Here is a 12,972-nt window from a genome sequence, read left to right as displayed (position 1 = left end):
GCCGGGTTGGATAACCTCGGCCATAAGGGAAGGTCATGGATATTCTGACGCTGGTCGGGCTGCTCGCCGGAATTGTGATTGTGCTGCTTGCCATGTTGGCAAATGCGTCGGTCACAACCTTCCTGAATTTGCCCGGTCTGGCTATTGTGCTGGGCGGTACCTTCGCGGTTACTCTGATCAAATTCAGGTTGCCGACCGTTGCCAGCGCGTTCCGGCTGGCGGCGAAAACGGTGTTTACCGACCGCCTCCCCCGCCCTTCATCACTGATTCTGGAAGTGGGTGAACTGGGCCGCAAGGTGCGTAAAGAGGGTATTTTGGGCCTCGAAGAGCACGAAGCCAGCGATGAGTTTCTGAAAAAAGCCATTTCTCTGTGTGTTGACGGCCACCCGCCGGAACTGGTGGAAGAAGCCTTACTGCAGGAAAGCCAGCAAATTGCCGAGCGCTATGAAGTGGCTGAGCGGGTGTTTCGGGGCATTGGAGAGTCTGCCCCGGCCATCGGCATGCTGGGTACCCTGATTGGCCTGGTGCAGATGCTGAATACCCTTGATGACCCTTCTACGATTGGGCCTGCGATGGCTATCGCTTTGCTGACGACCCTGTACGGGGCATTCCTTGCCCAGCTGGTCGCCCTGCCCCTGGCTGAAAAACTGCAGCTGAAAGCCGAAGACGACGGCCGAAACCAAATGCTGATCATTACCTCCATCAAGAGCATTATGCGAGGTGAAAACCCAAGGGTGATGACAGAGTTCCTGTCGTCTTACGTGCCCCCCGAGCATCGGACCGGTCTTGCGCCTGAAAAGGAGGCATAAGGTTTGCTGCTGCCCCGGCCTCGAAAACGGCAAAAAGCCAAAAGCGGTGCGCCAGACTGGATCGTTACCTTTGCCGATCTGGCTACTTTGCTGCTGACCTTTTTTATTCTGCTGCTCTCGTTTGCCGAAATGGATGTGGAAAAGTATCGGGCCATGGCGAATTCCATGTCGGTGGCGTTTGGTTCCCAGAATGTGATCGGTGAAGGAATCGGCGGCGCGCCGATCACCTTGGTGGAGTCTGAAACGGTATCGCTGCCGGAACCATCGGACACCCTGCAAGATCAGCCTGAATTTATCGACGAGCGAGCTGAGGAGTCGGAAATCCGGCAGATCCCGGGCGGGGTTCTGGATCTGACCTCAAGACTGGTACGCGAGCTGGAGCCGGAAGCCGCCGCCGGTAGTTTGCAAGTCAATTACGATGAAGATCAGGTGGTTATCCGCTTTGCCGAGGAGGCCACGTTTCGATCCGGGGAAGCGGCCATCAAACCCGGCATGATTCCGATTATTGAACGAGTGGTAACGGTGTTAGCCGACTGCGAGGGCGATGTGGTGGTGTCTGGCCATTCTGACGATCGCCCCATTTCCAGTAGTAAATACCGCTCCAACTGGGATCTTTCCGCGGCAAGGGCGGTGTCGGTGGTGCACGAATTGGTGATGAACCGACAAATTCCGGCAGACCGGGTAATGGCGGCCGGGCGCGCTGAAACCCGCCCGCTGGCAGCAAACGACAGCCCGGAAAACCGGGCTTTGAACCGTCGGGTAGAGATATCCATCCGAAACCCCGAATGTGAGACAGACGAAGCGGTTGGCGACTTCCCTGTCGAAATTCTACCCTGACCCGCATTGCCTTATGCTTGCAGTGTAGATCCTCATAGTACTTTCATATAACTGACACAGTTTCAAAGCCTTATACTGTGCGGCCTTAATCCTTGGAATCCATTGGGAGTGATATCAATGAGCGGACCGGATAAACCGAAAGTCCTTGACGAAATTTGGAGTGACGAGCGGGTAAAAAGCTTCCTGGATCTGGAGCCTTATGACAAGACGGTGCAGGCGGATCATTTTGTCCTGTTACGTGCCTATGAAGCCATGCGTGCCGAGGATTTCGAGCGCTTTGTCGGCTTCTTTGTTGCCGCAGGCCGCAACCTGGATGCCACCGACGAGCACGGCGAGACCATGCTGGACCGTATCTCCAAGCATGGCCGCAGCGGCGATTACGCCCGCGCACTGGAAAACGCAGGCGCCAAAGCACCAGCCGGAAACTGAGTTCCGGCTGAGCTTATTCTGAAGCTTCGAGGTATTCGTTCTTCAGCTTCACGTAGTTGGCAGCGGTGTACTTGAAGAAGGTTTTCTCTTTGTCGCTCAACGCTCTTGCTTGTTTGCAGGGCGAGCCGACATAGAGGTAACCGGATTCAAGCCGCTTGCCCGGCGGCACCAAGGTGCCTGCCCCGATGATCACTTCGTCTTCGACCACGGCCCCATCCATCACAGTACAGCCCATGCCGACCAGCACCCGGCTGCCAATGGTGCATCCGTGCAGCAATGCTTTGTGCCCTACGGTTACATCGTCACCGAGAATCAGCGGCCAACCGCCCGGGTTGAAATCGCTGGCGTGGGTGATGTGTAAAACCGACCCGTCCTGAATGCTGCAGCGGTCGCCAATGCGGATTTTGTGCATGTCACCGCGGATTACGGTCATCGGCCAAACGGAGCAATCGTTGCCCATTTCCACATCGCCGATTACCACGGCACTCTCGTCTACCCAGGTACTTTCACCAAATTTTGGTGTGCTACCCTTGTGAGTTCGTACATTCGCCATTACATATACCTTTATAACGTTTCCCGGAGGTTGGGGGCGCGTGTGGGATAGGTCTTTCCAAAACTGTGCGGAGCCATGGATGGCGGAGCTCAAGCGTCACATGGACGTGCCGAAGGAGCGTGTTTTGGAAAGACCTATCCCACACGTGCCGTGCACCAAAGTGTGATAACGGGAAGCTACCCTAAACATGAACCGCTGAGAAGGGGACCTATGAATAACCCGCTACTGACTGACGATCTGCTGCCGAAGTTCGAGCACATTCGCACCGAGCACATGGAAACGGCGATTGACCAGATTCTCAGCAAGAATCGGATGAAGATCCAATCGCTGGCCGAACAGGAAGATCCAAACTGGGACACCCTGGTACAGCCCATGCAGGCGATGGAAAACGACTTGAGCAATGCCTGGTCCGTGATCTCCCACCTGAACGGCGTGATGAACAACGACGACCTGCGCACGGTGTACAAGAACTGTCTGGAAAAACTGACCGAGTACAGCACCGAAATCAGCCAGAATGAAACCTTGTGCAATGCCTACAAAAAACTGGCGGCCCGGGACGATTTCAAAGATCTCAGTGAAGCCCAGCGCAAGTCGATTGACAACACCCTGCGTGATTTCCATCTGGGCGGTGTCGATCTGCCGGAGGACAAGAAAAAGCGGTACGCGGATTTGTCTCGTGAACTGGCAGAGCTGTCGAACAAGTTCAGCGACAACGTGCTGGATGCCACCCAGAACTGGTTCAAGCAGATTACCGATGTCAGCGAGTTATCCGGTGTGCCGGAAACCGCCATCGATGGCGCCAGGCAGGCGGCCCGGCAGAAAGAGCTGGATGGTTATGTGATCACGCTGGATTTCCCCAGCTTCTATCCGATCATGACTTACTGCGATAACCGCGAACTGCGCCGGGAAGTGTACGAAGCCTTTGTTACCCGTGCCTCAGACCAAGGCCCGGATGCGGGCACCTGGGACAACACCCCGGTGATGGCTGAAATTCTCAAGCGCCGTCATGCCTTGGCGCAGTTGCTGGGCTTTAACAACTACGCCGAGCGTTCTTTGGCCACGAAGATGGCCCGCAGCGTAGACGAGGTGTTGGAATTCCTGAACCAGCTGGCGGAGAAGTCCAAGCCGCAAGCCGAGAAGGAATTTGCCGAGCTGAAGGCGTTTGCCAAAGACGGGCACGGCGTAGACGATCTGCAAGCTTGGGACGTTGGATATTACAGCGAGAAACTGCGCCAGAAGCGTTACGACATTTCGCCTGAAACCCTGCGCCCCTGGTTCCCTGTGGATAAAGTGGTGCCGGGCCTGTTCCGGGTGGCTGAGAAGCTGTTCGGTGTTCAGATTGAAGAAAAACCGGACGTTGAAACCTGGCACGAAGATGCCACGGCTTATTGCATCAGCCGTAATGGCGAACCCATTGCCTGGTTCTATCTGGACCTGTTCGCCCGTCAAGGCAAACGCGGTGGTGCATGGATGGCCGATTGCCGGGTACGCTGGCGCAACATGCGCGGCCAGCTGCAGCTGCCGGTTGCCTTCCTGACCTGTAACTTCACCCCGCCGGTGGATGGTAAACCGTCGCTGCTGACCCACGACGAAGTGACCACCCTCTTCCACGAGTTTGGTCACGGCTTGCATCATATGCTGACGCAGGTTGAGGTCATGGATGTCTCCGGCATCAATGGCGTGGCGTGGGACGCGGTAGAGTTGCCGTCCCAGTTCCTGGAAAACTGGTGCTGGAATCCGGAATCTCTGGCGTTGATAGCCAGCCACCACGAGACCGGAGAACCGCTGCCGGACGATCTGCTACAGAAGCTGCTGGCAGCGAAAAACTTCCAGTCCGGCATGGGCATGGTGCGCCAGTTGGAGTTCTCGCTGTTCGATTTCCGCCTGCATGCGGAGTTCACCAACGAAGCCCCTACCAACCCGCTCGACATGCATCGCAAGGTGCGTGAAGACATTGCGGTGGTGCAATCACCGGAGTTCAACCGCTTCCCGAACGGGTTCTCCCACATTTTCGCGGGCGGCTACGCAGCGGGTTACTACAGCTACAAGTGGGCTGAGGTACTGGCGGCTGATGCTTTCTCGTTGTTCGAGGAGAAAGGCATCTTCGATCCGGAAACCGGCAAGGCGTTCTTGCACAACATTCTGGAAAAAGGCGGTTCGCAGGAGCCCATGGAGTTGTTCAAAGCCTTCCGCGGCCGTGAGCCTCAGGTGGATGCGTTGTTGGAGCAATCTGGCATTACCGGCGAAGTAGCCTGATACAATGAAAGCTGGCCGTGCTGATGCGGCCAGCTGGTTAATCTGGAGTTGAGTTATGCCGAGTCCAAAACGTTTTATCGCCGGTGCGATTTGTCCGCGCTGTGCGGAGATGGACAAGATCACGATGTTCACGGACGACAAAGGCGATCAGGTGCGTGAGTGCGTGGCCTGTGGGTATACCGATGCCCTGTCTGAGGTTGAGCAGCCAGCGGCTCCTGAGATTGAAACCCGGGTGAACAAGCGGGGCAATGAGGACGACCATACCGTTAAGCAGGTGGTGTTTTTTAAGGCTGGTTCTGAGAACTGACCGTTTTCAGAAAAACATCAAAAAGTGCTTTTTCGTTCTCTTTAGTCTTTACCCCAGAGATTCCTCCAAAGATAAACGTTCGGGGTTGGTGGGGGGTGTCAAAACTATCAGGAAAACCACGTTTTCCGTTTTGACACCCCCCACCAACCCCGAACAATCCCCCAAAAGAGAAGGCTACAAAAGGCAGGCTACCAACGAAGTTAAAGAACCATAGCCGCCAACCACCCAAAGCCAAGCAATGGCAGGTTGTAGTGCAGGAAGGTCGGAACAACCGTATCCCAAATGTGGTTGTGCTGGCCGTCTACGTTCAAGCCAGCCGTTGGCCCAAGGGTAGAATCGGAGGCCGGGGAACCGGCATCACCCAATGCGCCGGCAGTACCTACCAAGGCAACGATGGCCAGCGGGCTGAAGCCCATTTGCAGAGCCAGCGGAACATACAGAGCCGCGATGATGGGAATGGTCGAGAACGAAGAACCAATACCCATGGTGATCAGCAGGCCCACCACCAGCATCAGCAGCGCAGCCAAAGGTTTGTTTTCGCCGATGGCGGCAACCGAGCCTTCAACCAGATTGGCGATGTCGCCGGTTTCGCGCATCACTTCGGCAAAGCCATTGGCCGCGATCATGATGAAGCCGATCATCGCCAGCATTTTCATGCCTTCGGTGAACAAGTCATCCGCTTCCTGCCATTTAACAACGCCCGACAGGTTGAACAGCACGAAACCAGCCAGTGCACCCAAAATCATGGAGCCTAGCCACAGCTGCACCACGAAAGCTACAACGATGGCGACCAGTGCCATAACCAGAGTTTTCGGGCTGTATTTCACATCCACCCGCTCGGTTTGGCTGATCAGCTTCAGATCGTAGCCGCGGCCGCCGCGGTAGCTGAAGAATACGGCAATCAGCAGGCCCACCAACATGCCCAGCGCAGGAAGAGCCATGGCAGACATGACATTCAATTCACTGGCATCGACACCGTTGTCTGCGACGTTAGCCAATAGAATTTCATTCAGGTAGATACCGCCGAAGCCCACCGGCAGGAACATATACGGCGTGATCAAACCGAAGGTCAGTGCACAGGCTACCAGGCGGCGGTCCATGTGGAGCTTGGCCATCACGTACAGCAGCGGTGGGACAACCAGCGGGATAAAGGCGATGTGGATGGGCAGGATGTTCTGGGAAGACATTGCCACCGCGACCAGCAGGCCGATAATCATGAAACGGATGCCGGTGGCTGCGCCGCCTTCGTCTTGTTTGCCGATCAGTGCCAAAGCTTTGTCAGCCAGTGCGTGGGCCAGCCCGGATTTACCGATAGCCACAGCGAAGGCACCCAAAGTAGCGTATGACAAAGCTACAGTTGCGCCGCCGCCCAAACCGGCGTTGAACGCATCAATGGTGGACTCGAGGGACATCCCTGCAACAAGGCCACCAGATATGGCGCCGACAATCAGGGCAACAACAACGTGGATGCGGCACAAGCTCAGTACGAGCATGATCAGTACCGCGGCAACAACGGCATTCATGGCAAACTCCGGCTGAAAACAGAAGATGAGCTGGCACCTTCAGGGCACCAGCGGTACGAAAAGTGGGCTAATGTGCAGGAAATGGCCGTGTCAGTCAAAGTGGTTATGTAATTAATCTTTGCCCTCTACCCGGGCAAACCGCGGTACGTCTTCTCCGGCCACCTGCACGGTTTCCTGAAACATGCTGAGGGGGCGTACCCACAAGCTGTGGTCTCCGTACAGACAGCGATAGACCACGAGCGATTCTTCGGTTTCGCTGTGCCGGGCGACCCCGATGACTTCGTAATCGCGACCTTTGTAGTGGCGGTAGCGGCCAGGTGAGATGGTTTGCGGCGATCGGCTCATGGATGTTGCCCCGTTCGAAGTGAGCTATGCTCAGTGTATGCGTAACAATTAGCCAGAATTATCCGAGTGTCCAGCCGGCTGATGAGCAATGGTAGACGTCTTGTGAGAGCTATTCTAATTATTTTGTTAACTCTGATCAGCCCGATTGCTCTGTCTGGCCCCGCGGCGTTTCAATGGCTGGAAGCTTCTTATGGCGAGCTGGCACTGGATGATGTGCGCGCCGTACCCGCGAGCCAGTGGCAATCTGTTTCTGCTGATGAGACGTTGAACCGTGGTTTCAGTGACAGCGACTATTGGCTGAAAGTCACCCTTCCTGTGGACAAGCGGAATCGATTGCTGGTCGTCGGTTATCCGTTGCTGGATGAAGTCTCGCTTTACTGGGAGGTTGATGGGCAAATCATCGAAACCCACCACACTGGCGATACCCTGCCGTTCAACAGTCGTCCTATCGTTCACCGTAATTTTGTCTTTTTAGCCCCGCCTTCGTCCGAACCTTTGACGGCTTGGATGCGGGTGCACACCAATGGCTCAGCGCAGATACCCGTTGCGGTCATGCCCTCTGCGGAGTTTTTGGCCAAAGAACAAGCCTCCTTTGGCTGGCAGGCCATGTTTGTCGGGGTGGTTTTTTCACTGGCGCTGTATAACTTCTTTTTGTTTGCGATGGTGCGGGACATAACCTATCTGTGGTACGTGCTGACGGTATTCACGACCAGCCTGGTTCAGCTGAACTTCAATGGTCTCTTGTTTCAATGGGTGTGGCCAACCTTCCCGCGTCTGAATGAGTTCATTACCGCGCCACTGGTTGGCGCATCGCTGATTTTCGCGCTGACCTTCACCATCAAGTTTCTAACATTAAAGCAGTTCAGTCCGCTGGGTTATCGTCTGCTTTGGTTTCTGCGACTGACGACGCTCTTGTTGATTGGTTACAGCCTGTTCGTTTCCTATCATTCCGGAATTGCACTGGTCAGTGCCCTGGCCGCGATTTGCACGCCAATCGCCTGGCTGGTGGCGCTCAGGCTCTGGCTCCGGGGGCAAACCTTGGCCGGGTATTATGTGCTGGCCTGGACACCACTCTTGGTGGGCCACCTGGCGCTAGCGACCAGCAAACTGGGGTTATTGCCTCGGAGTGAGTTTACGGAGATGGCGCCACAAGCCGGAGTTGCGATCGAAGCCGTGCTGTTGTCGTTTGCCCTGGCTTACCGGATCAATATAGAGCGTAAGAAGCGTCAAGAAGCTCAGGAACATGCGTTGGTGGTTCAGCGAGAGGCCAACCTGACCTTGGAAACCCGGGTTCGGGAACGGACCGAAGAGCTGCAAAATGCCAATCAGTTACTCAAGGCCGCGAGTTTGACCGATGGCCTGACTGGTGTGGCCAACCGCCGCCGGTTTGACGAAAAATTGAATGAGGAATGGCAGCGGGCCATTCGGCACGAGCATGAACTTAGTTTGATCATGGTCGATATTGATCACTTCAAACAGGTAAACGACACCTTTGGGCACTTGGTCGGCGATGATTGTCTGGTGGCGGTTGCGAACGTTATCGATAACGAAGTGCAGCGTTCAATTGATCTGCTAGCCCGCTTTGGTGGCGAGGAGTTTGTGGTGCTTCTGCCGACAACCGGCAGCGAAGGAGCCGGGGTTGTTGCCGAGCGTCTGAGGACAGCGGTTGAAGGCTCCCCGGTGAAGGTGAGTGACGGGGGGGCACCGGTGAATCTGACCATCAGTCTCGGTGTTGCCACCCTTCTGGCCACACAAGGCGCTGATCCTCAAGAGCTGATGCGGCGCGCGGATGAGGCGCTGTATCGCGCCAAAGCCGGTGGCCGCAACCGGGTGGTTGTCTGGCGCAACAGCCAGCCAACCACCATCAGCTGATATTCAGTTCTTGAGCTTGTATCGGCCCGGGCCGAGGAAGATAACCGCTAACGCGGAGAACAGGAAGAAACCTTGCAGCTCCAGTGCCCAACCGCCGTTGCTACTGAGCGAAAGCAACTGATGGCTGTGCACCAGTGCGATGGCGACAATCATATTGAAGACCACAATAATGGCCCCGATCCGGGTCTGGTAGCCCAGAATAATCATCAATGGCGCGATGATCTCGCCGATGTAAACCCCATAGGCCAGGATGGTTGGCAGGTTGTGAGCGGCTAATTGGCCCTCAATAAAACCAACGCCATTGAGCAGCTTTGACACCCCGTGGAACAGCAGAAGACCGCCCAGAGTAAGTCGAATAATCAGTTTTCCCAAGTCTGCATTGTCCAACACGAGCGTGTATCTCCTTAATCATTTCAACAAGTAAGGTGCGTTTTGCCGATCAGTTTAACGGGTTGTCGGATAGCCGGAAAGGAGCGGTGTCAATCTGGGGTGGCGGAACGGCTAAAGTATTCCCGGCCGCAGTGAAAACTGAATGTGATTGCGCTCCAGCAGATGCTCCCAAAACTGACGCATCCAGTCCCAGGCACGGTTGTTGACCTGATTCACGAAGGGTTCGAGATCAAGGCTGTAGTAATCGGGAGTACCAGCGATCTGCAGTACCGTAATGGTAATGGCGTCATCCAGTTCGTTGGCAAAGGGTTCGCCAATCAATTCATGAACCAGCAAGTTGGCTCGGGTGGCTTCTAGATCAATGAGTTCGCTGGCGCGAATGGAGCGGTTGTTGTCGTGCATCTCCTCCATCAGGCGGTGGCACATGTAGGCGCGGATGAGCAAGCCGTCCAAGCCATCGTACTGCACCAGGAGCACCGAAGGCTGGGTGAAGTATTGGGCAGCGCCGTCAATAAACGGTTTGAACAGCTCTCGTATGCCGGCTTCCTGCGCGCAGGCATCTACGCATTCGATCAGGCGTGGGGCCATTTCGATGTACTCGACGGCGAACTGGAACAGGCTGGTGGCCGGGTTCGATCCACCTACCACAATGGATGCGGGTAACTGGTTTACCTTGTCCTTCATCTGGCGCAGAAACGTGCCGGAGCGAGCTTCCTTCCGCCGAGCCTGATCAATAATCTCAAGGACTGCTTGTGGTGTCATTGCAGGAGATGCCGCTGTTTGTACGAGTTGAGGTCGCAAGGCCCCTCCTTGGTTCTACCAAGAGCAACCGGGAGCAGTTAACCGGGTGGCGAGCCACCGGGATAGGTCTGCCATTTCTGGTTATTGTAGCCAAAATTCCCGAGAGTGCTTCGGCTGAGTGTTAAATAAAGTTACAGCTTCGGGCACGCTGTTTTGGCTTAGTGAGGCGCAAACCAGCGGTCGTGGCGCGTGTAGTGCCAGCATAGCCAGCCCATACTCACGGCGCGCGCCAGCATCAGACTGATCAGAGATAACCACAGGCCGTGGTTGCCCCAGCTGGTGGTCAGCCACCACACCGGAAGAAACACAACGAGCGCGGAGAACAGCATGGTGTTTTGCATCTCGCGGGTGCGGGTTGCGCCGATAAAAACACCATCCAACAGGAAGCCCCAGACAGCCGCGAAAGGCAGTAGCCAAAGCCAGGGCAGATACTGCCAGGCTGTGAACTGCACCGCTTCGATGTCGGTCAGCAAGCCGATCAACCACCGGCCGCCAAGCACGAACGCGATGGTCAGCAGCAGTGCACCCCAGATTGACCAGCGCAGGGCGCTGCTGAATACGGTTTTAAACTGGTCTTTGCTGCCTTTGCCAATGGCTTCGCCGATCAATGCTTCGGCGGCATTGGCAAAACCATCCAGGGCGTTTGAAATGACCAGCAAAAAGGTGATCAAAACCGCATTGGCGGCCAGAATTATGTCTCCTTGCCGGGCTCCCTGCGCAGTAAAAAAGGCCAGCACCAACAGCAACGCGATAGTGCGCACCATGATGAAACGGTTGACCTGAAGAATGCGCAGATAATCCGACAATTGCCCGAACAGCTCTCTGGTCAGTGTTTGCCCTTCGGGCATGCGCTTGAGCACGATGGCGAAACCGATAACGGTGGCGCCGTACTCGGCCAGAACGGTGGCCATGGCAACACCGCGGCTGTTCCAGCCCAACACCGTGACAAAAAAGATGTCCAGAATGATGTTGATGCCGTTGGCGATGATCAACATCACCATGGGGCCCCGGGGATACTGGGTGCCAATCAGCCAGCCCACCAGGGTGTATTGGCACAGCACGGCGGGCGCGCTCCAGATACGAATAGAAGCGTACTCAGCCGCCAGTTCGGCCACCGCAGGGCTCGGGTTCATTAAATGCAGACCCAGCGCAATCAATGGCTGATTAAACAGAATCAGCAACAAGCCGATACCCACTGCAAGCATCAGCGAGCGCAACAGCAGCGCGACTTGAGCAAAGGAATCCTGTTGGCCCCAGGCCTGCGCGGCCAGGCCGGTGGTGCCCATGCGCATAAAACCGAAGGTCCAGTACAAAATGCTGAACAGGTTAGCGCCAACTGCAACCGCACCGAGATATTCCGGGTTATCCAGATGGCCCAGCACGGCGGTATCCACCAAACCCAGAAGCGGCACCGTGAGGTTCGTCAGCATCAGCGGCCAGGCCAGCAGCCACAGGCGCTGGTCTGTGGGGTTGAAGATTTTGTTATGCGAATTTCTCATTAAAACGGGCCATCTATCTCATTTAGGTTTAACTGGATTTTTAGTGTTTTGCTAATCAGTGGCTACACTGAGCAATGATGTATCCATAAGCAGGCTTTCACTCGCGGATGTTCTGGTGTTGCGAGCATCAGAACGAACCGCAGAGGGATGACGCAAAATCCGACAAGAATAACACTCTGTGGAGACACAGTATGCGCGTGCATGCCAAGCGGGCACTTGCCCTAGTCATTGGACTGTTGCTACCGGCTGTGGTCATGGCGGACTGGACCATGAACATGACGCCGGGTGTAACCGGTACCAGTAATCAGATATTCAGCCTTCACATGACCATTCTATGGATCTGCGTAGCCATCGGTGTGGTGGTTTTCGGGGTCATGTTCTGGTCGATCTTTGCCCACCGCAAGTCACAGGGCCACAAAGCAGCCAACTTCCATGAACACACATGGGTGGAAATACTTTGGACTGCTATTCCATTTGCCATTCTGGTCGCCATGGCGGTGCCAGCCACGGCAACACTCATCGAAATGTACGACACCACCGAATCCGAGGTCGATATCAAGATCACCGGGTATCAGTGGCGTTGGCAGTACGAGTATATCAATGATGACTTCGGTTATTTCTCCAGCTTATCGACGCCTCGCGATCAGATTGAGAATCGTCAGGCGAAGGGTGAGAACTATCTGCTTGAGGTGGATAAGCCGCTGGTGATTCCGGTTGGTAAGAAGGTTCGTTTCCTGTTAACGGCCAACGACGTGATCCACTCTTGGTGGGTGCCGGAGTTTGGTGTGAAAAAAGACGCTATTCCGGGCTTTATTAATGAAACCTGGACCCGGGTGGACGAACCCGGAATCTACCGCGGTCAGTGCACCGAGCTGTGTGGTAAAGACCATGGCTTCATGCCAGTGGTGGTCGAAGCCGTGCCCGAAGAGGAATATCTGGCCTGGGTTGAGGAACAAAAAGAAGCCGCCGAAGCGGAGCGTCAGCTGACCCAGAAAGACTGGACCTTGGATGAGCTGATGGAGCGTGGCGAGAAAGCCTACGCCAGTGCCTGTGCAGCTTGCCACCAGCCGAACGGTGCAGGTATGCCGCCGGCGTTCCCGGCCTTGAAGGGCAGTCCCATTGTGACTGACGACATGGAGGCCCATATCGACATTGTGGTGAACGGGGTATCCGGTACTGCGATGCAGGCCTTTGGCGGGCAGTTAAGCGAAGTAGACCTGGCGGCGGTGATTACCTACGAGCGGAACGCGTGGGGTAACAACACCGGTGAGATGGTTACACCGAAAGAGATTTTCGACTTCAAGAATAAAGAGTAGTTGACGCCAGATAACAACAATCACCAGCCATAAAA

General features: G+C 55.5%; 13 protein-coding genes. 7 read left to right on the top strand and 6 right to left on the bottom strand.

All coding sequences use genetic code 11. The features are described from left to right. Nucleotides 1–35 precede the first annotated feature (35 nt). The 3 genes from JAO79_RS02160 (at nucleotide 36) to JAO79_RS02150 (ending at nucleotide 2,075) form a co-directional block, all read left to right on the top strand. Nucleotides 36–809 (top strand): motility protein A, encoded by a 774-nt coding sequence (locus tag JAO79_RS02160; RefSeq protein ID WP_199005517.1) that lies wholly within the window; start codon nucleotides 36–38, stop codon nucleotides 807–809. A gap of 3 nt (nucleotides 810–812) precedes the next feature. Beyond that, nucleotides 813–1,646: a flagellar motor protein MotB gene (locus tag JAO79_RS02155; RefSeq protein WP_199005516.1), complete on the top strand. Its 834-nt coding sequence runs from the start codon at nucleotides 813–815 to the stop codon at nucleotides 1,644–1,646. Between the two features lie 117 nt (nucleotides 1,647–1,763). After that, nucleotides 1,764–2,075: a PA4642 family protein gene (locus JAO79_RS02150; RefSeq protein ID WP_199005515.1), complete on the top strand. Its 312-nt coding sequence runs from the start codon at nucleotides 1,764–1,766 to the stop codon at nucleotides 2,073–2,075. A gap of 13 nt (nucleotides 2,076–2,088) precedes the next feature. On the opposite strand, the gene JAO79_RS02145 is transcribed toward JAO79_RS02150, so the two are convergent. Continuing rightward, nucleotides 2,089–2,628, bottom strand: coding sequence for a gamma carbonic anhydrase family protein (locus tag JAO79_RS02145; RefSeq protein ID WP_199005514.1), 540 nt, complete (start codon nucleotides 2,626–2,628; stop codon nucleotides 2,089–2,091). Between the two features lie 210 nt (nucleotides 2,629–2,838). Here JAO79_RS02145 and prlC point away from each other — a divergent pair, with 210 nt between their 5' ends. Both prlC and JAO79_RS02135 read left to right on the top strand, forming a co-directional pair. Next, on the top strand, nucleotides 2,839–4,884 hold the full coding sequence (gene prlC / locus JAO79_RS02140; protein WP_199005513.1) for an oligopeptidase A: 2,046 nt from the start codon (nucleotides 2,839–2,841) through the stop codon (nucleotides 4,882–4,884). A gap of 55 nt (nucleotides 4,885–4,939) precedes the next feature. After that, nucleotides 4,940–5,191, top strand: a complete 252-nt coding sequence (locus tag JAO79_RS02135; RefSeq protein WP_199005512.1) for a YheV family putative zinc ribbon protein — start codon at nucleotides 4,940–4,942, stop codon at nucleotides 5,189–5,191. Between the two features lie 200 nt (nucleotides 5,192–5,391). Here the strand turns inward: JAO79_RS02135 and JAO79_RS02130 are convergent, their stop codons facing one another. After that, nucleotides 5,392–6,714 (bottom strand): Na+/H+ antiporter family protein, encoded by a 1,323-nt coding sequence (locus JAO79_RS02130; protein ID WP_199005511.1) that lies wholly within the window; start codon nucleotides 6,712–6,714, stop codon nucleotides 5,392–5,394. A gap of 111 nt (nucleotides 6,715–6,825) precedes the next feature. Continuing rightward, entirely contained in the window at nucleotides 6,826–7,059 is a 234-nt protein-coding gene (locus JAO79_RS02125; protein WP_199005510.1) for a DUF1653 domain-containing protein, read from the bottom strand. A 102-nt stretch (nucleotides 7,060–7,161) separates the two neighbouring features. On the opposite strand from JAO79_RS02125, the gene JAO79_RS02120 reads away from it, so the two are divergent. After that, the gene (locus JAO79_RS02120; protein ID WP_320158926.1) at nucleotides 7,162–8,931 is read left to right on the top strand and encodes a diguanylate cyclase; all 1,770 of its coding nucleotides are present in this window, start codon (nucleotides 7,162–7,164) and stop codon (nucleotides 8,929–8,931) included. A gap of 3 nt (nucleotides 8,932–8,934) precedes the next feature. On the opposite strand, the gene JAO79_RS02115 is transcribed toward JAO79_RS02120, so the two are convergent. The 3 genes from JAO79_RS02115 to JAO79_RS02105 all read right to left on the bottom strand — a co-directional run bounded on the left by JAO79_RS02115 (nucleotide 8,935) and on the right by JAO79_RS02105 (nucleotide 11,621). Next, entirely contained in the window at nucleotides 8,935–9,321 is a 387-nt protein-coding gene (locus tag JAO79_RS02115) for a DoxX family protein (protein ID WP_199005508.1), read from the bottom strand. Nucleotides 9,322–9,432: 111 nt separating this feature from the next. Beyond that, on the bottom strand, nucleotides 9,433–10,083 hold the full coding sequence (locus JAO79_RS02110; protein WP_199005507.1) for a hypothetical protein: 651 nt from the start codon (nucleotides 10,081–10,083) through the stop codon (nucleotides 9,433–9,435). Nucleotides 10,084–10,280: 197 nt separating this feature from the next. Beyond that, the gene (locus JAO79_RS02105) at nucleotides 10,281–11,621 is read right to left on the bottom strand and encodes an MATE family efflux transporter (protein ID WP_227664296.1); all 1,341 of its coding nucleotides are present in this window, start codon (nucleotides 11,619–11,621) and stop codon (nucleotides 10,281–10,283) included. A 191-nt stretch (nucleotides 11,622–11,812) separates the two neighbouring features. Between JAO79_RS02105 and coxB the strand changes: the two genes are divergently transcribed. Beyond that, complete coding sequence (coxB, locus tag JAO79_RS02100; protein WP_199005506.1) at nucleotides 11,813–12,937, top strand: cytochrome c oxidase subunit II; 1,125 nt, start codon at nucleotides 11,813–11,815, stop codon at nucleotides 12,935–12,937. The last annotated feature ends 35 nt before the right edge of the window (nucleotides 12,938–12,972 follow it).

It is taken from the genome of Marinobacter litoralis (assembly GCF_016427555.1).
Classification (GTDB): domain Bacteria; phylum Pseudomonadota; class Gammaproteobacteria; order Pseudomonadales; family Oleiphilaceae; genus Marinobacter; species Marinobacter litoralis_A.
This window is presented reverse-complemented; position numbering and strand designations above follow the sequence as displayed.